This is a genomic window from Kitasatospora sp. NPDC088779 (genome assembly GCF_040685395.1).
Classification (GTDB): Bacteria; Actinomycetota; Actinomycetes; order Streptomycetales; family Streptomycetaceae; genus Kitasatospora.
Genome location: NZ_JBFBHW010000070.1, coordinates 14901 through 39875, shown reverse-complemented (window position 1 = coordinate 39875; position 24975 = coordinate 14901). Strand labels below are relative to the sequence as shown.

Here is a 24975-nt window from a genome sequence, read left to right as displayed (position 1 = left end):
ACCCTCGCCGGCCACAGCCGCCCGCAGCCTCGTGACAAGCAGTCCTCTCAACCTCATGCCAAAGCGGACATCAACTCACGAACCGCCCTCTCAGAAGCCGGCGCTCTGGCCGCCGTCGACACACAGGACCTCGCCGGTGACGAACGAGGCCTGTTCGAGGTGCATGATCGTCGAGGTTCATGATCGCCTCGACGACGACGGCGTACCCGCGCCTGCGGCACACGTCCGGCGGCGGCGCCCACCGGTTCTCACTCTACTCGTCGCCGCGCCCCGGCGCCGCGCAGAGCTCATCGGGTGCGGCCGGCGGCCGACCATACGACGCTGGAGGAACCGGCCTGTCGAGCACGGGAGGAGCACAGGTCATGGCCGTTCTGATCGCCGTGAACGTCGGCATGCCCAAGGACGTCTCCTGGCAGGGCAGGACCACCCGCACCGGCATCTGGAAGGACCCCGTCGCCGGGCCCGTGATGGCGCGCCGGCTCAACCTGGACGGCGACGGGCAGGGTGACCTCGCCGGGCACGGCGGCGAGCAACGTGCCGTACTGGTCTACCAGTTGAGCTCCTACCGCCATTGGCAGGAGCACCTGAAGCGGGACGACTTCACGTACGGCCAGTTCGGCGAGAACCTCACCGTGGACGGACTCTCCGACGACGAGGTGTGCATCGGTGACCGCTACGGGATCGGCGGTGCGGTCTTCGAGGTCACCCAACCCCGCGTGACGTGCTACCGCGTGGGGTTGCGGCTCGGCGAGCCGCAGATGGCCGCCCTGCTGGTGACCCATCGCCGCCCGGGCTTCTACATGCGGGTGCTGACCGAAGGGCGGGTGCGGGCCGGCGACGAGATCGTGAAGATCGCCTCGGGCCCCGAGGAGATGACCGTCGCGGAGATCGACGCGCTGCTCTACCTGCCCGGCCACGCCCGGCCTCAGCTCGAACGGGCCCTGCGCATCACCGCGTTGAGCCCCGGTTGGAAGACGTCGCTGCGAGCCCTGCTCGACGACGCGGACCGCGGCTCCGGCGCCGCGGGTGGAAACCGCGGGCTGACCACCAGCAGCCCGCCGCCGGCCTGGCCCGGGTTCCGTCGGCTCGAAGTCTCCCGCATCGAGCCGGAGAGCGCGGGCATCTTCTCGCTCACTCTGGCGGCGGTCGACGGCGAGCCCCTCCCCGCCGCTCTGCCGGGGCAGTTCCTCACGGTCCGCCTGCGGCCGGACCCCCAGGCCTCCCCGGTCATCCGCAACTACTCGCTCTCCGGCCGGCCGGGCGCCGAAACGTACCGCATCAGTGTCAAGCAGGAGCCGAACGGTGTCGCCAGCACCTACCTGCGCCAGCACGTGAAGGTGGGTGACGTCCTCGATGTCGCCGCCCCGCGCGGCACGTTCCTGCTCGCGGACGCGGACACTCCGGTCCTGCTGCTGTCCGCCGGTGTCGGCGCCACCCCGGTCCTGGCCATGCTGCACGCCCTGGCCGCGGAGCACTCGCAGCGCGCGGTGTGGTGGCTGCACGCGGCCCGGGACGGCGAGAACCACCCGTTCGCCGACGAAGTGCGCGCACTGCTCGCCCAGTTGCCCGCAGGCCGGTCGTTCGTCTCCTACAGCCGTCCGTCCGGCGCCGACCGCCCAGGTGTCGACTACACGGTCAGCGGGCGGTTCAGTCCCGAGCGGATCCGCGGCCTGGGGCCGCCTCCGGACGCCAACGCCTACATCTGCGGACCGAACGCGTTCATGCGGGACATGACCGGAGCCCTTCAGGCCTGCGGCCTGCCGTCCTCCCGGATCCACACCGAGGTCTTCGGGGCCACGTCCGCCGTCACCCCCGGCGTGCTGACCGGACCCGCCCGGGCACCGCACCAACCGGCCGCTCCTCCCGCCGGCCGCCCGGGACCGTCCGTAGCCTTCGCGCGCACCGGGCTGATCGTCCCCTGGCACCCTGACTACGGCACGCTGCTCGGACTCGCCGAGGCGTGCGACGTGCCCGTACGCTGGTCCTGCCGCACCGGAATCTGCCACACCTGCGAGACCGCGCTCCTCTCCGGCCACGTCGAGTACGCCCCGCAGCCCCTGGAGCCCCCCGCCACGGGAAGCGCGCTCATCTGCTGCTCGACGCCCCCGGCCGACGTGGTCCTGGACATGTGACCGGAGGTGTCCGTGACCGGGGGCGCTACCGCCGACGGAGCACCGGGTTGCGCGCGGTCGGCGCAGCTGCCTAGCGTGGTTGCGTGGGGCGAGGGGAGGAGACCGGCGGGGCGGGTCGGTTGCGTGGGACATCCCGCCGTGGGGCATCCCGCCGAACCCACTCCTGGCATGTGTCCGAGAGGGGATCTCTGCCATGGCAAAGGTGCTTTTCATCGTCAGCGGAGCCACCTACTGGGTGTTGAAGGACGGCACGCGGCACGCGACCGGCTACTGGGCCGAGGAGTTCGCGAACCCGTACAAGATCCTCGCGGACGCCGGTCACGAGGTCGTCGTCGCGACGCCCAACGGTGTGACACCGACCGTCGACATGATGAGCCTGCGCCCCGAGATGGTCGGCGGAAACGACAGCGCCCTGGAGCTGGAGGCCGTCATCCGTTCCGCCGAGGTGCTGCGTCGACCGCTACAGCTGTCGGACGTGCGTCTGGAGGACTACGCCGCGGTCTACCTGCCGGGCGGTCACGGTCCGATGGCGGACCTGGCGTGGGACGCCGACGTGGGGCGGCTGCTGACCCGGCAACTGGCCTCGGGCAAGCCGCTGTTCATCGTCTGTCACGGTCCCGCCGCGATGCTGGCCACCAGGATCCACGGCGAGTCGCCGTTCAAGGGCTACCACATCACCTGCTTCACCGACGAGGAGGAGGACGGCGTCGGACTGGCCTCCAGGGCGCCGTGGCTGCTGGAGACCGACGTGAAGGCGAAGGTCGGGGTCGACTTCAGCCGCGGTCCGGTCTGGGAGCCCTACATGGTCGAGGACCGCAACCTGGTGACCGGACAGAACCCGGCCTCGGCCGCGGTCCTCGGGAACCGGATGCTGGAGATCCTCAAGTGACCAGTCCTGGAGCGATCCGGCCCAGGCACGCGCCCGCGTCGCAGGACATGGGGCACGTGGTGTTCCGAGCGAAAGGGCCATGACGGTGGAAGCGACGGTTGCCCGGGCCCTGCTGGACCGGCACTGGGCCGCATCGAACAGCGGCGACGCGGACGCGGAACACGACATCTACGCCGACGACGTCATCGTCGAGTACCCGCAGTCCGGCGAGGTCATCCGCGGCAGGAGCAACATCCAGGCACTGCGCACCCAACATCCCGCGGTCCGGACCTTCACCGTGCGCAGGATCCTCGGATCCGGCGACCTCTGGGTGACCGAATTCGTGCTCACCTATGACGGCAAACCCACGCAGACCGTGAGCATCATGGAGTTCTCGGCAGGCCGCGTGGTGCGGGAGACGCAGTACTTCGCCGACCCGTTCGACCCGCCGGCCTGGCGGTCGCAGTGGGTCGAACCTGGGGAGTGATCCGCCACTGGTCCGCGGCCGCGACCTCGAACACACCCGAACTCGCCGAGCGCGCCGAGGCAGTAGCGGGCGGCGTGGGCAGCCCGCTTGGGAGGGGCTGCGCGGGCGGAGGGCGGGTTCAGCGCCGACCGCCGAGGTCAGGTGGAGCGACGCCTCGATTTTGATCAATTGCCCGGCCAAGCTTGATAGATGATGTAAAGTCAAGTCGACTTTTCAGGTAGTGCCTTGACGCTGCCGGTGGTGCCGGTGGTGCCGACCCCGGCGTATCACCCTGGGAAGGACTCCGGGATCGACCGCCGCCTGACCGGTCCGCCGTCGTCGGGGTGGCACCGGTGATCGGCATGGGAAGGGACATCATGAACGGCAGGATCGTGACTCTGCTCGGCGTACCCGCACTGCTCGCGGGGGCGGTGCTCGGTGCGGCCCCGGCGCACGCCGGCACCGGGGTGCGGGTCGACGGCGCGACCGTTTCCGGTGGCGCCTCGGCGACGGTGAACGTCACCATCGCGTACTCCTGCGACGCCGGCGGTCTCGTCGCGTCCGCGACCGTGACCGCCGAGGACCGTGCGTCCGGCGCCCTTGGCTACGCCCGCTTCACCCCGAACTGCACGGGCGCGAATGTCCAAGTGACCGTCCCGGTCACGACTTTGAACCAGAGCCGCTACGTCGCGGGTGACACGGCGGCCGTCCGGGCCTCGCTGCTCGACGCGACCGACACCGAGGTGGTCGGGACCATCACCCGGCTCACCGTCGGCACCGCGTAGCCGGGCCGACGGCGGGCGGCGGGCCGCACGGGCCGGGGAGCGCTCGTGCGGCCCGCCGCCGCGGTACGGGGTGCGCGGTACGGGGTGCGGGCTACTTCTTGGCCGGTGCCTTCGGGACGGCGTTGTACGGGTTGTGGTGGTGGTCGCCGATGTGCAGTTGCTCCTCCGGCGCGCCGGCGAGCTTGGGCAGGACGTGGGTGCCGGTCGGGTCGGTGATGACGATGGCGTCGCCGTCGCGGCGCACGTCGTGCGGGGAGCCCTTGGCGTAGGAGGCGAGCTCCGCGCCCGGGCCGGTGGGGGTCGAGTCGGCCACCGTACCGAACACGTTCGTGGGCAGCGTCAGTGCGGTCGCCGTCGCGCCGAGCGTGGTGTTCGCGGACTGCTCGCCACCGTACGCGGCCCCGAAGGTGGCACCGCCGGCGACGGTGGTGCCGGCGGGCACGGTGACCGGCACGGCGGTGCCGGAGGTCCCCTGGAGGGTGACCACGCCGCCCTGGATGTAGCCGGTGGCCGAGCCCGTGTTCTGGGCGTGCTGCCAGCCGGCCTGCTGCTGGAGGACCGTCCCGGAGTCGGTGAGGGTCTGGTTGACCACCGGGGTGTCCGCGGTGAACCAGGTGCGGTAGGTGGACAGGATGCCGGTGAGGGTCTGCAGTGCCAGCTTGTCGTCGGTCAGGTTGGACTGGTGCATGAAGAAGGGCCGCGGGTCGTTGGAGAGCACGTACCCGAGGGTGATCCTGACCTGCAGCGGCAGGACGTAGCTCGACCAGGCGGTGTTCGGGTCCAGCGGTGCGATGCAGGTCGTGGTGGCCGGGTTGGCCTCGCAGTTGCCGCTGCCACCGTTCGCCTTGGAGGTGTAGAGCCAGTTGTACTCGCTCACCTCGTCGGCCTGGGTGGAGACGTTGTAGAACACGTTGACCGGGTGGCGCGGGGTGCCGAGCGCGGAGGCGATCTGACGCTGCCCGCTCTCGCGGGAGGCGTCGACGCCGAGCCACTGGATGTTGTCGGCGCTCAGCGCGGCCAGGAAGTTCGGGTTGTCGTCGGGCTGCTGCGGCAGCATCACGGTGCCGGAGTGCTCGCCCGCGACCAGTTCGTTCGGCCGGAACGGGAGGCCGTTGGCCTGGGCGAACTGGATGTTCTGGGTGATCTGGGAGCTGATGGTGGGCTGGTCGACGTATTCGATGGCGCCCGAGGCGTCGGTCTGGCACCGCCAGGGGATCACCGAGAAGTCCTGCACGCAGCCCAGGAACGGGTGGTCGTAGGTGTGGTTGACCCACCGGAAGCTGTTCTTGTTCGCCAGCAGCGCGTCGCTCAGCGGGTCGTCGCCGCCCTGCTCCTGCTGGTACTCGACACCCGGGCCGGCGTTGAACAGGAAGTCCAGGGTGTAGCCGTTCTGCTGCTGCCAGTTCACCGTGTCGGTGACGTCGGAGGCGGCCATCCGGATGGGCGTGGTGTCCGGCACGCCGGCGGCGCAGTCGCCTTCGCCCGGGGTGCACTTGCCGCTCTGGCTCCACCGGGAGTTGGCGTTGAACAGATCGTCGATGTGTGCCGAGAAGTAGTTGCGCCAGTAGCCCAGGTGGACGCCCCGCGTCACCCAGTCGACGATTCCGTGTGCGAGCAGCCGGAACTGCTGCTGGTCGTAGTTGTAGGCAAAGGTGAGGACCAACTGCTGGCGGCCGCCGCTGGTGTAGACGCCAGCGAGCACGCCCTGCGTCGAGGTGCCGGGCACCGTCTCGGTGAGGAACGGTTCGAAGTGCGAGCCGGTGGTCGGGTTGTCGGGCACCGGCGTGGCCAGCGCGCCGTACGAGCCGCTGCCGCCCGCGGTGCCCTCGAACGGCACCGGGCCGTTGAGGTAGCGGAAGGCGTCGGTCCGGGCGGAGGAGGACGCGGTGGCGGTGGTCGCGTCGAGCGAACCGGTCCACGAGGGCGTGCTCAGACCGGTGTTGGCGCCCGGCCACACGTAGGAGTCGACCTGCCGGACGTGGTAGGCCTGCTCGTAGCCGGTGAGGGCGGAGAGTTCGGCGGCGGAGAGCTGGCTCGGCGCGTCGTTGGGCAGGACGACGCCCTCGAAGTGGCCGTGCGGTGTGCCGTCGGCCAGGGCGTCGGCGAGGAAGGACGCCGTGAGGGTGGCGCGGTTGCTGCTGGTGAGGTCGACCACGGTGGTCGGCACGCCCTCGGAGACCAGTTGCTTGTGGATGCCCTCGACCCACGGGTTGCCGTCGGTGACGACGAGGACGTTCAGGTCGACCCGGGAGGTCGCGGCCGCGGCCGGGACGACCGTACCGAGGGATATCACCGCGCCGGCCACGACCAGCGCGATCAGCGGCAGCGCGCGGAACGGCGTCCGGCCCGCGCGCGGGGCAAGGCGGGGTTTCAGGAGTCTCATGGCGCCCACCCTGGCGCAGCGGGCGGTCGCTACGGCCGCGTTCCGCCAGACCTTGACCGATCGATGGCGGGGTTTTTGGAAACGGTTCCCGTTTCGGAAGCTTCCCCGTAACCGGCCTGCGCGCCTGCGGCCCTGGGACCCGGTCAGAACCGGCCGCGCCGGGCGGGCCGCGGCACCGGGGGTTGTCTGCGGCGGTGCGTATCGTCCGGGGCAACAGGTGCCACAGGAGTGAGAAGGAAGGGGCGGGAATGGACGAGGTCAGGCCAGGGACGCGCGAGTACCTCGACGGACGGAGGCGACCTGACGGCAGGCCCCCGCCGCCGCTCTGCCGGCCGCGGGGGCTAACCCGTCGGCTGCTCGGGGCAGAGGCCGTATGCTCACCCGCCACCGCGGTCCTTGAGGAGCGGGCAGAACACGGCACGCAGAACCGCGGTGCTGCGGATTCAGGCGGCTGACGGCGGGTCGAGGTCCTTTGTCATGAAGACCCTGCTGGTGCCCGGCGGGTCGCACGGGACTTCGCCCAGGCGTCGCCAGCCGTGCTTCGCGTAGAAGCCGGGAGCCTGGAAGCTGATCGTGTACAGGACCGCCGTGCGGCAGCCGCGTGCGCGGGCTTCGCTTTCGGCCCGGCGCAGGATCTCACTGCCCAGGCCACCGTGGCGCAACTCGGCCGGCAGGAAGAACAGGTCGAGGAAGAACAGCCCGAGTGAGGTGCGACCGGTCAGGCCACCGATCACCTGGGAGGTCACGCAGTCACGTACCAGGACGGCCAGTGGGCGGCGGTCGTCGACGGCTGTCGAGTCGGTGTTGAACCGGTCCAGGGCGTCGGAGATGAGCGATACGTCGGCGGGCTTCGGGGCGTCGGTGACCGTGAGGCCGATGCCGGGCCAGGGGTTCGATGGCGTGTTGTCGGTGGCAGGCATGGGGCTCCCAGGGCGGTTGGCGGAAGGTGTGCGGGCGCAGGGCGCGGTGGCCTCGGCCGGTACGAGACGTTAGGGCGCGGACGCTTCGGCCGGGCCCGAAGCGAGATCGACGACAATCGGGGACATGGACCACCAGCGCGAGGGCCGGGACGTCGGCGTGGACCTGGCCGCCGTGGCCAGGCTGCTGGCCGACGGCACCAGGGCGGACTTCTGCCTGGCCCTGCTGGACGGCCGGGCCTGGACGGCCATGGAACTGGCCCGCCATGCCGGTGTCGCGGCCTCGTCCGCGACCGAGCACCTGAACGTGCTCGTACGTGGCGGACTCCTCGCCGAGGAACGCCACGGACGCCACCGTTACCTGCGGATGGCCGATCCGCGCGTGATGGCCCTGATCGAGAGCCTCGCCGCACTCGCGCCGCGCCACACCCCCAGGCCGCGTTCGCTGTCGGGCTCAGGGCGGCAGCGGGCCCTGGCCCGCGCGCGGCTCTGCTACGACCACCTGGCCGGAGAACTGGGCCTGGCCGTCACCGACTCGATGGCCGGCCTCGGCCTGTTGGCGTGGGGAGCCGATCCGTCGCTCACCGCCGAAGGGGCGGCCTGGCTCCACGACCTGGGCATCGCACTGCCCGACGCCTCCCGCAGACCGCTGGTACGCGCCTGCCTGGACTGGACCGAACGGCGCCCGCACCTGGGCGGGGCCGTCGGCGCCGCCATCTGCGGGCACGCCCTGGCCGCCGGGTGGCTGACCCGGATCGGAACCACCCGTGCCCTCGCCCTCACGGATCTGGGCAGGCACGAACTGCGCGACCACCTCGGACAGCCTGCGACCACCAAGCTGCCGCCCTGGGACCAAGAGGCGGATTGACGGCCATGGGATGAACGGTCCCGGTGCTGGTGGGGCCGTGGCGGTGGAAGGGCCGCACGGGTTGGGTGAGTTGCGAGGCCTGGTCCCCGACCGCTCCGCACGACGCCCGGCCCGCCGCCGCCGGACAAACACCGGACTCGTCCTCGCCCGCGTCGCCGTTTGCTGCTCACCCACCGGTCGAACCGCCCGCCGACCTTCCACCCAGGGGCGACCGACAGCTCGTACTGGTAGCAGGCCCGGAACTCCTCGGCGTACCGGTACCTCGGATCGGTGCCGGTGAACTCCCGCTCGCACCAGTCCCCGATCCGGTCCGCGAGGTCGGCCCCCAGCTCCAGCGGCGCCGGGTACTCCGTCACCACCTCCGGGTGCAGCACGCACGGCTCGGGCACGTAGTCGCCGTCATTCTCCACGTCAGCCGGTAGCGGCGGATCGGTCAGCAGCGCGTCGACCTGCGCGGAGGAGCCCCACACCACCCTGGCCGCGGGCAACCGCGACGGATCGTGGTTCAGCGGACACCACAGCACCTGCAGCAGGTCCGCGCCCTCAGGGCACGGCAGCAAGGGGATGTAGCGCGCGTAGAGCTGGGCCACCGGCAGCAGGGGCGGCATCGGCGGGCCGAGGACGGTGATCACCGCGTTGGGCCGCGGTCGCCGGCGCCGGTCGCCGCGCCGGCCATTGACATGTTGTTGACTCGTTGTTGACATGCTGCCTCCAAGCTGACGGGACAGCAGACAGCACACCCCACAGCGAAGGAAGGACAACCATGCGCATGCGCGGTCTCCTCGCAGCAGTCGTGGCATCGGTGGCGGCCCTCGGCATGGCCGTGCCGGCCTCGTCCGCCGCACCGGCCACGGACGCCAAGCCGATCGAGCGGGTCAGCGGCAAGAGCCACGTCTTGATCAACCCGGCGAATGCCGGCAGTACGAGCTGGGCGCCCGAGAAGGAGAGCTCCCTCGACGGCCAGCCGCTGACGATCCACGCGACCGAACCGACCGTCAGCCCGAACGGAGGCGCCAAGGCCAACGCCGACGCGATGGCCGGCGCCAAGGCCAGCGTCTGGGGCACCACCGGGCGGCTGCTCACCGGGGACGGCGTGTGCACCGCCAACGTCGTCTCCAGCGCCAACCGCGATGTCATCGCCACCGCCCGGCACTGCGTGGAGGGCGGGCACGACTTCAAGTTCGCTCCCGGCTACGACGCGGGGAACGCCCCCTACGGCTGGTGGACCTGGCGGGCGGCCGGCTGGGTCGACGCCCCCGCTCCGCAGGGCGACATCGCCTTCCTCGTGCTGAACACGCTGAACGGCCGACACATCGCGGATGTCGTCGGGGCCACCGGCATCGGGTTCAACCGGGACATCAACAACTACGCGCACATCATCGGCATCCCCGGAGTGGTCCCCGCCGAGCGGGAGCACATGCTCTGGTGCGGCGGCCAGCCGGTGGCCGGCCCCGAGCAGCCTCCCACCGCGCGGATCGACAACTGCATCGGACTGGGCGGAGGTGCCAGCGGCGGGCCGTTCTTCGTGAACTACGACCAGAACGACGGCTCGGCCGTTCAGACCGGCGACTTCGTCACGGGCAACAGCTGGCAGGGCAAGTGGTGGGCGGTGAGCGCCTACTACCGTGACGACGCCTACAACGTCTTCAACGGGGCGCAGAACGCCTGATCGCGCGCGCGGTACCGGTCCCCTGTCCCCGGTACTCCAGCCGGACCTCGATGCCGAGCCTGCTGGAGTGCCGGGACAGGGGGCCGGTGCTGCTCCGCGCCAGTTCGCGGACGGCGCACCCGTCGCGACGGCCACTACCGACACGCGCGCGCCGGGCCCCCGCCCGTCTGGACGCGCGCGAAGCGCCCCTCTCCGCCACGAGAGAACGACAGGTGCGCCGACTCCTGACGGCGTCCGGCCGAGAACCCACGGGTCCCTCCCGCGCGCAGGTGGGCGGGGGCTCCCCGGCGGTTGCGTCGCAGACTCAATCGGACGGCGTGGCCGGGGAGCGCATGCCGAGCCACTGCTCGGCGCCCCAGGCCTCGAACCGCTCCACCTCGGTGAACCCCAGCTTCGCCGCCAGACGCATCGAGCCCACGTTGGCGCTCTGGGTGGTGAGCACCACCGGCTCGCCGGGAAGCGCGCCGGCGAGCCAGCCGAGTGCCGCCGCGCACGCCTCGGCGGCGTACCCGAATCCCCACGCCCGCGGCAGGAACAGGTAGCCGAGATCGATCTTCCCCGCGGCAGCCGGACGGCGGTGCCCCGTCGCCCTCCTGAGCAGGATCTGGCCGATCATCGACCCGTCGAGCTCGACGACGAAACTCCCGGGCCACCGCTCGGGCGCCCCGGGCATCTCGCGCTCAAGCTCGTCACGCGGCCGGGGGCCACCGAGGTAGGCGTGCACCTCCGGCGAGGCGAGCAGCTCGATGAACGCCGCACGGTCCCGGATCTCGGACGCACGGACCACGAGCCTCCCGGTCCTGACCGGCTCAGGCGGCCACACCACAGCTCCCAGATCTTCCATTCGCGCACGCTAACAGGTGGTCAACCCGACCGACCGGCACCCCGGGACACAGCGCCCCAGGGCGGCGGGCACCGCCGGGACGGCTGGCGGCAGGCCGGCGGCGGGCCGGGGTCGTTCGCCCGTCCGGCTTCCCGCACGAGGTGGTGTTCCGCCGCCACCCGTCCTGCCAGCAGCTCAGCATCGTGCGCGAGGAGGACTTCGCCTGCGTCCCCTGCGCCGAGGCCCCGCCGCAGAGGTGGAGCGTCGACCGGCCCGGACGCCAGACGAAGCGCTGCGTGAACGCGGTGCGGGAAGACGCCGAGCGGGAAGGGGACGCGAGGGCCGGGGGTCGCGAGGTATCGTCAGTCGTTTTCCTGGTCGGACACGGGCTCGGTGAGCCCCTTGCGGCAGTGGCCGTGCCCGGGGTGCTTGTGGCAGTAGGAGTCCTTCTCCTCCCCCACGGTGATGGTGGCCTTGGCGGGTTCGCTGACGATCGGGTTCCCGTGCGGGTCGGTGGCCGCCGCGAACGCCACGTTGGTGAGGTCGCAGCCCTTCTCGGCGCCGCCGCGGTGGTGGGCCGCCTTACAGGCTTCGATGTCGGCCAGGGTGATCGTGTAGGTGCCGTGGCAGGTGGTGCTGGCCCCCGGCGTCAACGTGGTCGCCTCGCAGCTGACGCTGGCGATGCGGTCGTCGTTGACCAGCACGCCGTGCAGGTCGGTGCTGCCGGTGTTGGTGACCGTGTAGGAGTACTCCACCGTGTCGCCGACGGCGTAGGGGCCGTGCGAGAGCACCCGCTTCTTCAGGGCGAGGTGCGGCGCCCCGATCGGCAGCGTCAGCTGGGTTTGCGGGGACGTGACCGGCTGGCCGTTCGCCGTACCGGTGGCGGTGGCGGTGTTGGTGACGGAGCCGGCCGCAGCGTCGTTCTCGGTGATCGTGTACGTGCCGTGGCAGGTGGTGCGGTCGCCCAGGCTCTCCGCCGGGGCGAGCGTGGTCGAGGCACAGGTGATGTCGGCGACGTGGTCGTCGGTCACGTGGACGCCGGTCAGCTCGGCGCCCCCGGTGTTCTGGACGGTGTAGCGGAAGGTGACCGTCTGCCCGACCGTGTAGGGGCCGGGCGTCTGCACCTGCTTCTCGATGGCGAGGCCGGGCGGCCGTTCGATCGGCACGCTCTGCGAGGACGGCGGCGAGGAGACCGGCCGGCCGCCCGAAGTGCCGGTCGCGGTGGCCGTGTTGTCGATGGAACCGTGGGTCACGTCGGCGGTGGTGACGGTGTGGGTGGCAGTGCAGGTGACCGTATGACCGCTCGCGAGCGTCGTCGTGGGACACGTGACCGGGCCGACCTTCGGGTCGTTGACGGCGAGGCCGGTGATGTCCGTGGCACCGGAGTTGGTGACCACGAAGTCGTACGGCACCCGCGTCCCGGCCACCAGGTCACCGGGCAGCGGCTGCCGGACCTGCTTGACGAGGTTCAACTGCGGCAGCGGCTGGTTGCTGCTCACCACCACGTTGCGGATGAGGTGCACGTCGGTGAACAGACCGGTGGAGGCCGCGAACCCGAACTTGTAGGTGGCGGGCACCGGTTGCGGGGCGGGTGTGCTGAGCACCTGGTGGGAGCCGGTGCCGTCGTTGAAGTCGACCGACACGGTGAGCACCGGGTCGGGCGTCGGGGTGAGCTCGACATGGACCCGGCGGCGCGAGGGTTCGAGCGCGGTCTCGGCCTGGACGGGGGTGGCACCCGGGGGCAGCGCGGTGAGCGGCCCTTGCAGGATGCCCGGGAGCGTCGACGGCCAGGGTGCGGTGGTGCTGAAGTTGCTGGTGGTGGCGGTCAGGAAGCAGTAGCCCTCGATCCCGTCGCCCGGGCCGCGCACCGTGACCATGTTGGCCCCGGGGCCTGGGACGCGGAACGCCGTCCCGGCGGGCGAGCGGGTGGGACAGCCGTTGCCGCGGTGCTCCCAGTCGCCGAAGTAGTTCCCGAGGACATCGAGCCCCACGCCCAGGTAGCCGCGGTCCACACCGGGCAGGAAGGTGGCGGTGGGATCGTCGTCGGGAAGCTTCTGCGCGTACCCGAGGCTGCCGCCGAAGGCGCCAGGATGGGTCAGCGCGCCGTCGCCGTTCGCCAGGAAGAACGAGATGCCGTCAGCGGGGTTGGCCGGGGTCGTGCTCCCGTACTGCCACTGGTCGAAGGTGACATCGAGGCCCTGGTTGGCGGGCAGCGCGTTGTTGTAGAGGACCGCGCCGGCCTGGTCGTTGGACGCGTCCGTCAGCCGCAGATAGCCGTGCGGCGCTCCGTCGGGGGGCGGCACCTGGCCCACGCCGCCCGGGCAGCCGCCGAGCGGATGGTCCCCGGGGCCGGGCGCGGCGGCAGCCGGCGCGCCGGTGAGACAGGCCGACCCCACGCCGGTGAACTCCGGGGCGGCGGCCTGGGTGAACGTCTCGCTGACCAGGGGCGAGCCGCCGGCCCGAGGCTGCGCCTGGGTCCCGATGTCCAGGCACAGGGGCATTCCGGCGCCCACGATCAGGGCCAGGGCCCCTGCGGCGAGCCGGGCCGTCCGGACGCGCCGCGGGCGCTGTCCGGGAGGGGCTGAGTGCTGTTCATGTGTCATGTCCCCACATATAGCAGTCACTCTGAGTATTCATCGCAAAGACAAGCTGTTACGAAATTGCCCTTCGGTGACTTCGCTGCCTACTGCGGGGGGTCCGGGCCCGCTATCGCACGACGAGAATCTCCGGCATCGGCAGGCACCACTCGCCCAGCATCCCGATGAGGATCCGGCGGGCCAGTTCCCGGGCTTCGATCCACCCTGGATCGACCGTCAGAGCCTCCCTGTCCCACCGGTCCGAGTTCTCCCGGCCGCTCATCCCGGCGAAGATCGCATCGATCGCTCGAAGGTCACGTAGCGCCTCGCGGCTGAGATCCCCGTCCTCGACCAGGCCCTCGGCCATGCGGAAGGCGTGGTCGAAGTCCAGGGCGACCTCATCCGTCGAGACGCCCTGCTCGTCCACCCAGGTCAGCTGAGCCGAGGGATCGGCCGCCAGCACGGCCAGCGCCTCGACAAACAGGCGTTCACGGAAAGGAGCATCAGGGACTCTCACCTGGGAATCGTTGCACGGCTCAGCGGGGTAGGTTCCGAGGCCTGGACATTGAGGACCAGGACATGGTCATGCTCGACGCTGACACCGCCGGCTACGCTTCCCGCACCCCCAAGGGCCCTCGCCGAACCGCCCCGAGGCGGCCTGATGAGATTGGTGGGGGCGTTCGAGAGAGCTCTTCCGGCGATCAACGACGAGTACGTGGACGATCGCGGGGTCACTGGGCGAGTTCGGGTACCAGTTCGGCGGCTGCTTCGATGCGGTCGAGGACGTTCCGAGCGGAGTCCGACAGCGGGTAGCGGCCGGCGTCGGCGCGGGTGGCGCGCGATCGGTCGGCGTCCGCGCGGGAGAGCGACGACAGCCGTCTGGCCAGCAGGTTCAGGGGGTGGTCGAGGTCGAGGACCACGGTGGAGTAGAAGCCGTCGGCGCTGTCGCGGGTCGGCGGGAACAGGCCGCCCTCGTAGACGGCGAGCCTGCCGTACGGTGCTGACTCGAAGTGCCCGATGCCGGTGTCGAGGGAGCCCAGGAAGGGCGGCGAGGTCCGGCTGTCCAGGGACGTCTGGTCGTAGAAGAAGTTCTCGTTGCCGCCGTCCCCGATCAGGAGGTCCCAGGCGGGCACGGGGCTGAGCCTGTGCAGGGCCCTGGGTGGTGGGAACGAGGCGGGGTGCAGCGGGCGCAGGCGGTCGCCGACCACCTGCCACCGCTGCAGGCCACGGTCCAGGCCGGCCGTGACCAGGGAGTCGGCGGTGAACGCGATGGCGCTGATCGGTCCGTGGCCGAGGTGGTCGTCCGCGGCGAACTCGTGCATCGGTTCGAGCCTGCTGTCGGTGATCAGGATCCGGAACCCGTCGGCGAACGCGATCCGGGTGCCGGAGGGGTCGACGGCGAACAGGTCGGCGCGGTTGAAGCCGAACTCCGCCAGGTCGAGCTGCAGCTCCTGGCCGCCGGAGAACCCGAGCGCCGCCCTGACCAGCCTCAGGCCCGTCACGAAACCGTCGGCCGTCGCCTCCACCCGTGCTCCGAGCAGCGCCGTGCCGCCGGCCAGGACCGTCTCCCCGCCGGGTGTGTACTCGACGAGTTCCGCGTTCCGGAGGTGGCCGTCGCCGGCGAAGTCGCGCAGGGCGACCACGGTACCCGCGTCCACGCAGCACAGCGACACGTGGTTCGTCGGGCCTTCGTAGAACTCGTTCAGGACGCCGGTGCGGTCCACCGTCACGATCCGGCACCGGTGGAGGTCCTCGCCGATCAGGTTGATCGCGGCCAGCGGCAGCTGATGGCAGAAGCCGACCGGGCCGGCGGCGTTGAGGGCGGACGGCAGCACCCGCGACGCCGACGCGTGGACCGACTCGCCGACCCGTGCCACCTCACGACGGTCGGTCTCGGCCAGCAGCTGGGCCAGCTGGCGCTCCGCCATTCCCTGGGGCTGCCACCGCGATGGCTTCAGGTGGGCGGCTGCCGCCGCGGCCTGCGGGAAGGGGAGGGACAGCACCAGCTTCCACAGACCGCCCCAGGCCCCCTGCCGGGCCAGTGACCTGGCCAGCTCCTGCGTACTCCCGCTTCCCTCGTCTCCCCTGCCGCCGCCCCGCCCGCCGAAGAGCCTCGACATCGCCCAACCCCCTGTCGACTGCGCCGAATTGGCCTTCTGGAATTCTCCCTCAGTGATCATGAAACCGGTACTGGGCCGGAGGCATGCGCGGTGAGGACAACGATTCCGTGTACAGCGTCGACGGAGGCGGGAGTGCGGGCGGCGGGGGGCCGCGGGGGGCGGGCGGCGGGGGGCCGCCGGGGGCGGGCAGAGGCCGGGGAGGGGCGGCTGCCCGGCCGCGTAGATCAGCCGGCCGACTCCTGCTCGGCCTCCACCTGGGCGTTCCACTCGCGCTTGGCCGCCCGCCAGGCCTCGTCACTCTGACCGGACCGCCAGTAGCCCGAGACCGACAGCCGCTCGCGCGGGATGCCTCGCTCCACGCGCAGCAGGCGCCGCAGTTCCTTCACGAAGCCCGCCTCACCGTGCACGAACGCGGATGCCGTGCCGGCGGGGAATTCCAGCGCGCCCACCGCCTCGACCAGCGCCTCGCCCACCGGGCGGGCGCCGCGGTGCAGCCAGCTGATCTCGGCCCCGGAGGGCGAGACGATCTTCTGCTCCTCCGCGGCGTCCGCGACCTCGACGAAGGCGTGCACCACGGCATCGGCCGGCATCCGCTCCAGCGCCGCGGCGATCGCGGGCAGCGCGCTCTCGTCGCCCACCAGCAGGTGCCAGTCGGCGCTCGCGTCGGGGGCGTAGCCGCCGCCGGGGCCCAGGAAGCGCACCGTCTCGCCGGGCTGTGCGCGGGCCGCCCACGGCCCGGCCAGGCCCTCGTCACCGTGCACCACGAAGTCGATGGTCAGCTCGCGCAGGGCCGGGTCCCAGGCCCGCACGGTGTACGTCCGGGTGATCGGCCGCTGCTCGGGCGGGAACTCCTCGCGGATCCGCGCCATGTCGAAGGGCTCCGGGTAGCTCACGCCCTCGGGTGCGAAGAGCACCTTGACGTAGTGGTCGGTGAACTCGGTGGCGTCGAAGTCCTCCAACCCCGCACCGCCGAGGACCAGGCGCACCATGTGCGGTGTGATCCGCTCGGTGCGCAGCACCTGTGCTTCACGGGCCTGCGGTGTCCGGCGGGTCGGTTGGTCTGCCATGGTGCCCCCCTGGGCTGTGTGGTCGCGCTTCTTGGTTAGGCTTGCCTAAGTTAGCACCCTTGAGGCGGTGCTCGACCCAGGGACGGCAGCCGATCCCCATTCCGCCCACGACCGGGAACGTGACGCCCCGGCAGCCCTGCTGCGGCTCGCGGACGCGACAAGGTCGCACGGAGCCCCCGCGACCGGTTCGGCGCAGCCAGACCGCGCCGCGCGCCGCCCGGGAGCCGACGACCGAGGTCGCCGCCTGCAGAGCGGCCGCGCCGCACTCCCCGGACCGATCCGGCACCGCAACCCGCTCGGGAGGATAGGGAGCGGGCGGCCGGTCAGGACGCCGGTACGATTTCGGCCGCCCTGCCGGAGGCACTCGTGGTTCAGGTGGCGGGCGACCGGGTGGGGTCGGGCCTCAGGCGCGCCGCACCACGAAGGTGACCTCCGCGTTGTTCCCCCCGCCGCCGATCACCTGGCAGGTGAGACCCGCACCGACAGTGCACTCGTTGACGTTCGACCCGGCGTAGGGGTTGCTCCAGTGGATCAACCCGCTCCAGGTGTCCACGCCGAAGCCGATCTGCCCCTCGGTGCCCGTCAGGAACCCGCACGACTCGGTCTTCCAGCTGGGGGCCACGTTCGGCAGGATGTAGCTCGGGGGCAGAGGACTGCCGGCGCTCCAGCACCCGTGGGCCAGGGTGGCCGAGCCGAGGTAGAGCATGCTGCCGGTCTGGTTCGACAGGGTGACCTGGGTGCTGCGCACCGCGTAGGCGGCGGACGCCACTGGGGCGGCCGACCGCGTCGTTCCGGCGGAGGGGCCGGCGGCCTGCGCCGCGGGAGCCAGGGCCAAGCCGGCGCTCAGCGCCAGGACGGCGGTCAGTACGGAGGACTGGACAACACGCTTGGAGGTCATGGCAGCCAACTCTCTATCGGAGGATGGTCAGGTACATGCCTCAACGGGATGGCGGACCTCGTTGGTTCACCAACCGCCACGACGTGCGGGAATGAGGGCTTGTGTGAGGTTGCGACCAGTCCTGTGGTTCCACCCTCCTCCGAGGGCGGAACAGCGAGACCGGTCTGGAGTTCTGCGACTCCAGCGGCATCACCGCTCTGCTGGCCGTCCGCAACGTGGCCGCCGAACAGGGCGCCGACATGGCCTTGGCCGCGGTCCCGGCCAACACCATCAGGATTCTGCACATCGTCGGACTGGACCGGGTCTTCGCCCTCCACCCCGACGTCTCGGCGGCCACCGCCACCAGCCCCACGGCACTCTGATCACAAGGAGCGTGCCAACGGTGCCGGGCCGCGCGAAGCGGACATCGGCCTCCTGCCCACCGTTCAAGTGTCGGAGCGGCTGAGGTCCCCGGTGCCACCTGTGGTCGGGGTGGAGGTCTGCTGGTGGCCGCCGGGACGCGGTGCCCGCCGGGTGTCGAGGATGCTGTCGCGGGCGGCTGCGGCGACCGCCTGGGGGGTGATGCCGAACTCGGTGTACAGGCGCTGGTAGTCGGCGGACGCGCCGTAGTGCTCCAGGCTGACGATCCGTCCGGCGTCGCCCACCATCTCCCGCCAGCCCTGTCCGATGGCGGCCTCGACGCTCACCCGGGCCCGTACGTCCAGGGGCAGGACCTGGTCCTGGTAGTCCTGGGGCTGGGCGGCGAACCACTCCCGGCAGGGCATCGACACCACCCGCACCGCGAGTCCCCCGGCCGCCAGCAGGGTGCGGGCCTCCAGGGCGAGGTGCACCTCGGAGCCCGTCGCGATGAGGATGACGTCCGGCGTCGCGCCGCCCGGAGCCTCGGCCAGGACGTACCCGCCCCGAGCCGCTTCCCGTGCGGGGGCGAACTCGCCGCTGTCGCGGTCGAGGACAGGCAGGTTCTGGCGACTGAGGACCAGTCCGGCCGGGCGGTCGCGGTGTTCGAGGACGGTGCGCCAGCACGCGGTGGTTTCGTTGGCGTCGGCTGGGCGCACGACGTCCAGACCGGGGATGGCACGCAGTGCGGCCAGGTGTTCGACGGGCTGGTGGGTGGGGCCGTCCTCGCCCAGGCCGATGGAGTCGTGGGTCCAGACGTACGTGACCGGAAGTCGCATCAGGGCGGCCAGCCGGACGGCGGGGCGCATGTAGTCGGAGAAGGTCAGGAACGTGCCGCCGTAGGGGCGGGTCAGGCCCTGCAGGGCGATGCCGTTGAGGATCGCGCCCATGGCGTGTTCACGGATGCCGAAGTGCAGGGTGCGCCCGTAGGGGCCGCCCTTCCAGTCCTTTGTCTGGCGGTCGGTGGGGACGAAGGACGGCTGGCCGACCATGGTGGTGATGTTGCTGCCGGCCAGGTCGGCGGAGCCGCCCCACAGCTCGGGCAGGACCGGGGCCAGTGCGGTGAGGACCTCGCCCGAGGCGGCGCGGGTGGCCATGCCCTTGGCGTCGGGGGGAAAGGTCGGCAGGACGTCCGCCCAACCGTCGGGCAGCCGCTGCTCCCGCAGTCGGTCCAGCAGGACGGCGCGCTCGGGGTTCGCCGTGCGCCAGGCCGCGAACCTCTCGTCCCACTCGGCGTGCACCTGCCGGCCGCGGTCGGCGGCCTCGCGTGTGCGGCCCAGGACGTCCTCCTCGACGATGAAGTGCTCTTCGGGGTCGAAGCCCAGCAGCCGCTTGGTGGCGGCGACCTCGTCCTCGCCCAGCGCGGATCCGTGGGCCTTGCCGCTGTCCTGCTTGGTCGGGGCGGGCCAGCCGATCACGGTGCGCAGCATGATCAGCGAAGGGCGGCCGGTCTCCTGCCGGGCGGCGCGGGTGGCCGCCAGGAGCACGTCGACGTCTTCGACGTAGCGGCCGGTGCGCGTCCAGTCCACGGTCTGCACGTGCCAGCCGTAGGCGGCGTAGCGGGCCGGGACGTCCTCGCTGAAGGAGATGTCGGTGTCGTCCTCGATGGAGATGTGGTTGGAGTCGTAGAAGACGATGAGGTCGCCGAGTTCCTGGTGCCCTGCCAGGGAGGCGGCCTCGCCGGTGACGCCCTCCATCATGTCTCCGTCGGAGGCGATCACGTAGACGTGATGGTCGAAGGGGCTGGTGCCCGCTTCGGCGTCCGGGTCGAGGAGACCACGTTCGCGGCGGGCGGCCATCGCCATGCCCACCGCGCTGGCCAGGCCCTGGCCCAGCGGGCCGGTGGTGATCTCCACGCCGGGGGTGTGCCGGTGTTCGGGGTGCCCGGGGGTGGCGGAGCCCCAGGTCCGGTAGGCCTGCAGGTCCGAGAGTTCCAGGCCGTAGCCGGCCAGGTAGAGCTGGATGTAGAGGGTCAGGCTGGAGTGGCCGCAGGAGAGCACGAAGCGGTCCCGTCCCAGCCACCGGTCGTCGCCGGGGTCGTGGCGCATGACGTTCTGGAACAGCAGGTACGCCAGTGGGGCCAGGCTCATCGCGGTGCCCGGATGGCCGTTGCCGACCTTCTGCACCGCGTCGGCGGCCAGCAGCCGCACGGTGTCCACCGCCCGCGCGTCGACCTCGTCCCACCCTGTCCGCCCTGCCACCGGATCCGCGAGGGATTCGTCGCGCCGCGCGGTAGCGTCGTTCTGGTCGTTCGCCATGCCGTTGCTCCTTCGTCTCGGCTTGTCGTCCATCGTTCCTCCGGCACTGGGCGGGCACGACCGCCGGGCCGTCGCCCGCGTGATTGCTGGTGATGTACGAACTATCCCCAGGGGTGGCGCTCTGTCCGGCACGACACACCCTTTCGGTGAGCCGCTCCGCCTCGTCGCTTGCCCCCGAAGTGGGGGAACACACCCCTGACCACCCGTCGCAGGTCCGCGGGAGGGCGTGCGCGGGGCCCCCTTCGACGGCCCGGTGCCTCCGCCGCCGAGCAGGGTCGGTGACGGCGTGCTCGATCCGCTCGACGCCGACGACCAGCCGCGTCTCCGCCCGCCGGCCGAGTGGCGGCGCCCTACTTCCCCGTCACGTGCCCGGACGAGGTCCTGGACCACCACCTGCGGCACTACGCCGTCGAGTTCAGGAACTGGATCGTCGCCGCCGCCCGCACCTGAGACCCCCGACCGGGCCCCGTGGCCGATCCCTCCCGCAACCCCGGGAACGGTCCAGACGACCATCCCACGGGCTGGCCAGCACCGACCTGACCACGCCTGATACCTTGCCATCGCCGTGGTGTACGGGAAACCGGTCTGAGTCCGGTGCGGCCCTCGCCACTGTTGCCGCGGAGTTCCGCGGCCCTCGCTGACCGGCTTTTCCAGCGGTCAGGGCCACTGGGCGGGTTGGAAGAGCCGTCCGGGAAGGTCGGCCGCGGCGCGTTGATGCGGAAGCCAGGAGACCGGCCACGGCGCTACATGTTCCACGAGGGTTTTGGAGAACACGTGCCCAGCGGTCTGCCGTATCCGTTCCGTTCCATATGTTCCGTACGTCCCACAGGTCCGATACGTGTCGGCCGGGCGGTCGCGGCCTTCCTGTTCATCGGCATGCTCGGAGCTTGCACGGGCGCCCCCGCGCCCACCACGTCCGGCGGGACGACCGGAACTGCCGCGCCGGTCAGCGTCGACAATTGCGGGACCACCGTGACGGTCGGCGCGCCGCCCGACCGGCTGGTGACGCTCAACGAGGGTGCCACCGAGGTGGCCCTGGCCCTCGGCCTGCAGTCCCGCATGGCCGGTACCGCCTACCTCGACGATTCCATCCCGGAGAAGTGGAAGGCTGCCTACGACTCCGTCCCGGTGCTCTCCAAGGACTACCCGACGAAGGAGAAGCTCCTCGCGGCCCGTCCCGACTTCCTGTACGCCTCCTACTCCAGCGCGTTCACCGACAAGGTCGCGGGCACCCGGGGGGAACTGCGCGGCCAGGGCATCCCGTCGTACCTGTCCCCGTTCGGCTGCTCGGACAAGAGCCAGGTGCCGCCGACGACCTGGCAGGCGGTGTGGGGCGAACTGAACGACGTCGCCAAGGTCTTCGGTGTCACGGAGCGGGCCGCCGCGATCCAGCAGCAACAGGAGCAGCAGCTGGCCGAGTTCACGGCGACGGCCGCGGGCAAGGGCTTGAAGGTCCTGTGGTACGACTCGGACACCAAGGCGCCGTTCGTCGGGGCCGGCCACGGCGGACCTCAACTCGTTCTCGATGCCGTGGGCGCCCGCAACGTCTTCGGGGACCTGTCCGGTGGCTGGCAGAACGTGAGCTGGGAGAAGGTCGTCGCGGCGGACCCGGACGCCATCGTGGTCGCGGACGCCGGCTGGGACACGGCCCAGTCCAAGATCGACTACTTGGAGAACGACCCGGTGCTGAGCAAGCTCACCGCCGTACAGCGCAAGGCTTTCGTGGTGGTGCCGTTCTCGGAGTCGACTCCCGGCGTGCTGCTCGCCGACGGTGCCGCCCGGGTGTCCGCGGGACTGGGCCGACTGCACCCGGGTTCATGACCGCGCCCCACCCCGCCGTCGCGCGGCCCCCTGGTCCGGGCCGCGCGACGGCGGCCCTGGCCATCGGTGCGGCCCTGCTCCTGGCCACCGTGCTCCTCGGCCTCGCCGTGGGCTCGCAACACGAGCCGGTCCGGACGGTGATCGACGTCGTGGTGCGCCGTCTCGGGCTGGGCAACCCGCACGTGACGCTGCTGGACGACCAGATCGTCTGGCAGTTGCGGCTGCCCCGGGTTCTGGGAGCGGCTGCCACCGGCGCCGGCCTCGCGGTCTGCGGTGCGGTGTTGCAGACGCTGACCGGGAACGACCTGGCCGATCCCTTCCTGCTCGGGATCTCGGACGGAGCCGCCGCCGGCGCGGTCACCGTGATCGTCCTCGGCGTCGGCGTGTCCGGCGCCGTGGGCACCGGCGCGGTGTCCACGGCGGCCTTCGCCGGTGCCCTGCTAGCCGCCGTCGTCGTCCTGGCACTGGCCGGCGCGCGCACCCGGTCGCTACCGACCACCCGGACCGTGCTCGCCGGCATCGCGGTGGGACAGATGTGCGGGGCCTACACCTCGTTCGTCGTGCTGGTCCTCGGGGACCGCAACGCGGCGCGCGGTGTCATGGAGTGGACGCTGGGCTCGGTCGCCGGCGTGCGGTGGCCCACCGCCGTCTTCCTGACCGCGGTCGCGCTGGCCGGTGTCACGGTCCTGGCCTCCTCGGCCCGCGACCTGGACGCCTTCGCGTTCGGCGAGACCGCCGCCCGCTCCCTCGGCGTCCACGTCGAGCGCACCCGTTGGGTCCTCGTCGCCACCGCCGCGCTGGTAACCGCGTGCCTGGTCGCCCACACCGGCGTCATCGGGTTCCTCGGCCTGGTCGTACCGCATGTCGTCCGTCTCGTCTGCGGCCCGCGCCACGCCCTCCTGCTGCCCGTGTCGGCACTGGTGGGCGCTTCCCTCCTGGTGGGCAGCGACATCGTGGCGCGCTCGGTCCTCCCCGACCGGGAGATCCCCGTCGGCGTCATCACGGCCGGGCTCGGAGCGCCCTTCTTCGCCTGGCTGCTGTGGCGCCAGGGGCGGGCCGACGGGAGGGGGCAGTGACGGTGACGCCCCCCGCCGAGCTGCGCACGGAGGGACTTCGTGTGAGCATCGGCGGAGCCACGCTGCTGGACGCGGTCTCGCTCGCGTTCGCCCCCGGCCGGATCACGGGCCTGCTCGGACCCAACGGCGCCGGGAAGACCACCTTGCTGCGCGCGGTCGCCGGACTGACCCGGCCGAGCGAGGGTCGGGTCCTCCTGGACGGAGAGGATCTCCACGCACTCACGGCCCGCCGACGAGCACGACAGGTGGCCTTCATGGAGCAGCAGGCGGACACCCGGCTGTCGCTGCCGGTCCGTCAGGTCATCGATCTCGGCCGCACGCCGCACCGCAGCCGCTGGCCCGTGCCGGCGAACTCCGCCACCGACGCCCACGAGCGGTCCGTGTTCGCCGCAGCCGTGGCCGCAGCCGACGTCGGCCACCTGCTCGACCGGTCCTGGCCGACGCTGTCGGGTGGCGAGCGGCAGCGGGTCCAGCTCGCGCGGGCACTGGTGCAGGAGCCCGGCGTGCTCCTGCTCGACGAGCCCACCAACCACCTCGACCTACGCCACCAACTCGGCTTCCTCGGCACCGTACGCGGGCTGGGCATCACCACGGTAGCCGCGCTGCACGACCTCGAACTCGCCGCCGCCTACTGCGACGAGGTCGCCGTCCTGCTCGACAGCCGACTGGTCGCCCACGGGCCCAGCTCCGACGTGCTCACCTCGCCGACGATCGCGCACGTCTACGGCGTCGACGTCACCGTGGAACGACACCCCCGGCACGACAGACCGCACATCCGGTGGAACGGACTGCTCCCCGAAGGGACAACACCATGACCCGCCCCGTCCCGGGCGCGCTCGCCCGCCGCAGTGCCACGCTCCTGGTCGGCATGTCGATGGGGGAAGCCGTCCGCCGTGACGAACTCCTCCGGACAGCGGCGTCGCACCAGGCCTCGATCGCGTTCCTGCAGCAGGCAGACCCTTCCCTGTCGGCCGAGCTGACCAGGCTGGCCGACGCGGGCGCCGAGACCGTGGTCGTGATCGGCGTCCGCCTCGCGGCGTCCGGCCCGGCCCAGTCCTGGCTACGGCGGATCGCGGCGTACTGGTGGCGCGAGCGCGCGGGCCACCGTCCCGAACTCCTCGTCGCGACCCGCCTCGCCGACTCGCCGGACGCGGTCCCCGCGGTGGCCGCGGTGACGAGGGCCATCACCGGCCAGGAGCCCGGCCTCACGTCCGCGGCCTGGGAGGAAGTCCCCGGCCACCGGCACCAGGTCATGGTGTGCCGCGGCCCGCGTTGCGCGGCCAAGGGCGCGGAGGAGGGACTACGCGCCCTGGTACAGAAACTGACCGAGCACGGCCTCGGCGACGACGACGTGCTCGTCACCCAGACGGGGTGCCAGTTCCCCTGCAACCAGGCCCCCGTCGCCAGCGTGCAGCCGGACGACATCTGGTACGGGAAGATCGACCCGGCTGTCGCCGGCCGCATCGTCACCGAGCACCTCGCCGGCGGACGACCGGTCGAGTCCCACCGACTCCCACGTCACAGGAAGGAGCAGGCGGACCACCACGACGGCTGATCGCGACCACGAGGCTCAAGCTTGAGCCCGTGCCCCGCCCCGCCCCGCTGCCGACAGCACCAAGCGGCGGCATCGAAGCCACCCTCCACCCCTACCGCAACCAGATCAGGGCCATCGACGAGCAGATGACCGAAGCCCTCAAGGACGACCAGCAGTAGACCCACAGCGAGCTTGACCTGCGACGAAGCCCCACCCGCGCGGCCGGCTCACCACGGAGTTGCCCGATCTCCCCCGGATCCACGCCGACCCGATGCCCGACCCGCAGACCGAGATCACCTCAGGTCAACGATGTACTAC

21 protein-coding genes, 1 pseudogene and 1 riboswitch are annotated in these 24975 nt (G+C 71.6%); of the genes and pseudogenes, 13 read left to right on the top strand and 9 right to left on the bottom strand.

From position 1 onward, the window contains the following. The 5 genes from AB0P03_RS37605 to AB0P03_RS37585 form a co-directional block, all read left to right on the top strand. Positions 1–183 (top strand): hypothetical protein (locus AB0P03_RS37605; RefSeq protein ID WP_363633206.1); only part of this gene is annotated, 183 nt, incomplete at its 5' end. 179 nt (positions 184–362) lie between these two features. Then, the gene (locus AB0P03_RS37600; RefSeq protein WP_363633204.1) at positions 363–2132 is read left to right on the top strand and encodes an MOSC and FAD-binding oxidoreductase domain-containing protein; all 1770 of its coding nucleotides are present in this window, start codon (positions 363–365) and stop codon (positions 2130–2132) included. A 193-nt stretch (positions 2133–2325) separates the two neighbouring features. Further along, positions 2326–3021: a type 1 glutamine amidotransferase domain-containing protein gene (locus tag AB0P03_RS37595; protein ID WP_363633202.1), complete on the top strand. Its 696-nt coding sequence runs from the start codon at positions 2326–2328 to the stop codon at positions 3019–3021. Between the two features lie 79 nt (positions 3022–3100). Further along, positions 3101–3487 (top strand): nuclear transport factor 2 family protein, encoded by a 387-nt coding sequence (locus AB0P03_RS37590; RefSeq protein WP_363587227.1) that lies wholly within the window; start codon positions 3101–3103, stop codon positions 3485–3487. 356 nt (positions 3488–3843) lie between these two features. Further along, the gene (locus AB0P03_RS37585; RefSeq protein WP_363633200.1) at positions 3844–4251 is read left to right on the top strand and encodes a hypothetical protein; all 408 of its coding nucleotides are present in this window, start codon (positions 3844–3846) and stop codon (positions 4249–4251) included. A 91-nt stretch (positions 4252–4342) separates the two neighbouring features. Here AB0P03_RS37585 and AB0P03_RS37580 read toward each other — a convergent pair whose 3' ends face one another. Then, positions 4343–6634, bottom strand: coding sequence for a hypothetical protein (locus AB0P03_RS37580; RefSeq protein ID WP_363633198.1), 2292 nt, complete (start codon positions 6632–6634; stop codon positions 4343–4345). A 443-nt stretch (positions 6635–7077) separates the two neighbouring features. After that, the gene (locus AB0P03_RS37575) at positions 7078–7554 is read right to left on the bottom strand and encodes a GNAT family N-acetyltransferase (RefSeq protein WP_363633196.1); all 477 of its coding nucleotides are present in this window, start codon (positions 7552–7554) and stop codon (positions 7078–7080) included. A 124-nt stretch (positions 7555–7678) separates the two neighbouring features. Here AB0P03_RS37575 and AB0P03_RS37570 point away from each other — a divergent pair, with 124 nt between their 5' ends. Together AB0P03_RS37570 and AB0P03_RS37565 are read left to right on the top strand one after the other, a co-directional pair. Continuing rightward, positions 7679–8419: a winged helix-turn-helix domain-containing protein gene (locus tag AB0P03_RS37570; RefSeq protein ID WP_363587221.1), complete on the top strand. Its 741-nt coding sequence runs from the start codon at positions 7679–7681 to the stop codon at positions 8417–8419. Positions 8420–9182: 763 nt separating this feature from the next. Beyond that, positions 9183–10088 carry a peptidase gene (locus AB0P03_RS37565; RefSeq protein WP_363587220.1) on the top strand — a complete coding sequence of 302 codons (906 nt, stop codon included), beginning with the start codon at positions 9183–9185 and terminating at the stop codon, positions 10086–10088. A gap of 304 nt (positions 10089–10392) precedes the next feature. Here the strand turns inward: AB0P03_RS37565 and AB0P03_RS37560 are convergent, their stop codons facing one another. The 6 genes from AB0P03_RS37560 to AB0P03_RS37535 form a co-directional block, all read right to left on the bottom strand. Continuing rightward, on the bottom strand, positions 10393–10932 hold the full coding sequence (locus tag AB0P03_RS37560; protein WP_363633194.1) for a GNAT family N-acetyltransferase: 540 nt from the start codon (positions 10930–10932) through the stop codon (positions 10393–10395). A 341-nt stretch (positions 10933–11273) separates the two neighbouring features. Continuing rightward, a complete protein-coding gene (locus AB0P03_RS37555) occupies positions 11274–13412 on the bottom strand; it encodes a hypothetical protein (RefSeq protein ID WP_363633192.1) in 2139 nt (712 codons plus the stop codon). Between the two features lie 205 nt (positions 13413–13617). Beyond that, entirely contained in the window at positions 13618–14004 is a 387-nt protein-coding gene (locus tag AB0P03_RS37550; RefSeq protein WP_363587217.1) for a hypothetical protein, read from the bottom strand. 214 nt (positions 14005–14218) lie between these two features. Then, positions 14219–15607: a hypothetical protein gene (locus tag AB0P03_RS37545; protein ID WP_363633190.1), complete on the bottom strand. Its 1389-nt coding sequence runs from the start codon at positions 15605–15607 to the stop codon at positions 14219–14221. A 224-nt stretch (positions 15608–15831) separates the two neighbouring features. Then, positions 15832–16674, bottom strand: coding sequence for a siderophore-interacting protein (locus AB0P03_RS37540; RefSeq protein ID WP_363587215.1), 843 nt, complete (start codon positions 16672–16674; stop codon positions 15832–15834). Positions 16675–17077: 403 nt separating this feature from the next. Then, positions 17078–17572: a hypothetical protein gene (locus AB0P03_RS37535; protein ID WP_363587214.1), complete on the bottom strand. Its 495-nt coding sequence runs from the start codon at positions 17570–17572 to the stop codon at positions 17078–17080. 164 nt (positions 17573–17736) lie between these two features. Here AB0P03_RS37535 and AB0P03_RS37530 point away from each other — a divergent pair. Further along, a pseudogene (locus tag AB0P03_RS37530) lies at positions 17737–17934 on the top strand (STAS domain-containing protein); the annotation flags it as partial. A gap of 63 nt (positions 17935–17997) precedes the next feature. Here the strand turns inward: AB0P03_RS37530 and tkt are convergent. Next, entirely contained in the window at positions 17998–20226 is a 2229-nt protein-coding gene (gene tkt / locus AB0P03_RS37525; RefSeq protein ID WP_363633188.1) for a transketolase, read from the bottom strand. A 549-nt stretch (positions 20227–20775) separates the two neighbouring features. Next, positions 20776–20981: riboswitch (cobalamin riboswitch) on the top strand. A 217-nt stretch (positions 20982–21198) separates the two neighbouring features. On the opposite strand from tkt, the gene AB0P03_RS37520 reads away from it, so the two are divergent. From AB0P03_RS37520 to AB0P03_RS37500, 5 genes are read left to right on the top strand one after another with little or no spacing between them, the layout of a single operon-like run. Then, entirely contained in the window at positions 21199–22047 is an 849-nt protein-coding gene (locus AB0P03_RS37520; RefSeq protein ID WP_363633186.1) for an ABC transporter substrate-binding protein, read from the top strand. Next, positions 22044–23123, top strand: a complete 1080-nt coding sequence (locus AB0P03_RS37515) for an iron chelate uptake ABC transporter family permease subunit (RefSeq protein ID WP_363620648.1) — start codon at positions 22044–22046, stop codon at positions 23121–23123. Before AB0P03_RS37520 ends, AB0P03_RS37515 begins: the two co-directional genes overlap by 4 nt. Positions 23124–23164: 41 nt before the next feature. After that, positions 23165–23938 carry an ABC transporter ATP-binding protein gene (locus AB0P03_RS37510; protein ID WP_363633184.1) on the top strand — a complete coding sequence of 258 codons (774 nt, stop codon included), beginning with the start codon at positions 23165–23167 and terminating at the stop codon, positions 23936–23938. Next, on the top strand, positions 23935–24678 hold the full coding sequence (locus AB0P03_RS37505) for a (2Fe-2S) ferredoxin domain-containing protein (RefSeq protein WP_363633183.1): 744 nt from the start codon (positions 23935–23937) through the stop codon (positions 24676–24678). The genes AB0P03_RS37510 and AB0P03_RS37505 overlap by 4 nt, the downstream gene beginning before the upstream one ends. A gap of 29 nt (positions 24679–24707) precedes the next feature. Further along, complete coding sequence (locus AB0P03_RS37500; protein WP_363633181.1) at positions 24708–24836, top strand: hypothetical protein; 129 nt, start codon at positions 24708–24710, stop codon at positions 24834–24836. Positions 24837–24975: the final 139 nt, after the last annotated feature.

Bases quoted from the DNA above. Each gene is read 5' to 3' on its own strand.
- AB0P03_RS37600 (WP_363633204.1), top strand. From the start codon at position 363: ATGGCCGTTCTGATCGCCGTGAACGTCGGCATGCCCAAGGACGTCTCC.
- AB0P03_RS37595 (WP_363633202.1), top strand. From the start codon at position 2,326: ATGGCAAAGGTGCTTTTCATCGTCAGCGGAGCCACCTACTGGGTGTTG.
- AB0P03_RS37590 (WP_363587227.1), top strand. From the start codon at position 3,101: ATGACGGTGGAAGCGACGGTTGCCCGGGCCCTGCTGGACCGGCACTGG.
- AB0P03_RS37585 (WP_363633200.1), top strand. From the start codon at position 3,844: ATGAACGGCAGGATCGTGACTCTGCTCGGCGTACCCGCACTGCTCGCG.
- AB0P03_RS37580 (WP_363633198.1), bottom strand. From the start codon at position 6,634: ATGAGACTCCTGAAACCCCGCCTTGCCCCGCGCGCGGGCCGGACGCCG.
- AB0P03_RS37575 (WP_363633196.1), bottom strand. From the start codon at position 7,554: ATGCCTGCCACCGACAACACGCCATCGAACCCCTGGCCCGGCATCGGC.
- AB0P03_RS37570 (WP_363587221.1), top strand. From the start codon at position 7,679: ATGGACCACCAGCGCGAGGGCCGGGACGTCGGCGTGGACCTGGCCGCC.
- AB0P03_RS37565 (WP_363587220.1), top strand. From the start codon at position 9,183: ATGCGCATGCGCGGTCTCCTCGCAGCAGTCGTGGCATCGGTGGCGGCC.
- AB0P03_RS37560 (WP_363633194.1), bottom strand. From the start codon at position 10,932: ATGGAAGATCTGGGAGCTGTGGTGTGGCCGCCTGAGCCGGTCAGGACC.
- AB0P03_RS37555 (WP_363633192.1), bottom strand. From the start codon at position 13,412: ATGCCCCTGTGCCTGGACATCGGGACCCAGGCGCAGCCTCGGGCCGGC.
- AB0P03_RS37545 (WP_363633190.1), bottom strand. From the start codon at position 15,607: ATGTCGAGGCTCTTCGGCGGGCGGGGCGGCGGCAGGGGAGACGAGGGA.
- AB0P03_RS37540 (WP_363587215.1), bottom strand. From the start codon at position 16,674: ATGGCAGACCAACCGACCCGCCGGACACCGCAGGCCCGTGAAGCACAG.
- AB0P03_RS37535 (WP_363587214.1), bottom strand. From the start codon at position 17,572: ATGACCTCCAAGCGTGTTGTCCAGTCCTCCGTACTGACCGCCGTCCTG.
- tkt (WP_363633188.1), bottom strand. From the start codon at position 20,226: ATGGCGAACGACCAGAACGACGCTACCGCGCGGCGCGACGAATCCCTC.
- AB0P03_RS37515 (WP_363620648.1), top strand. From the start codon at position 22,044: ATGACCGCGCCCCACCCCGCCGTCGCGCGGCCCCCTGGTCCGGGCCGC.
- AB0P03_RS37505 (WP_363633183.1), top strand. From the start codon at position 23,935: ATGACCCGCCCCGTCCCGGGCGCGCTCGCCCGCCGCAGTGCCACGCTC.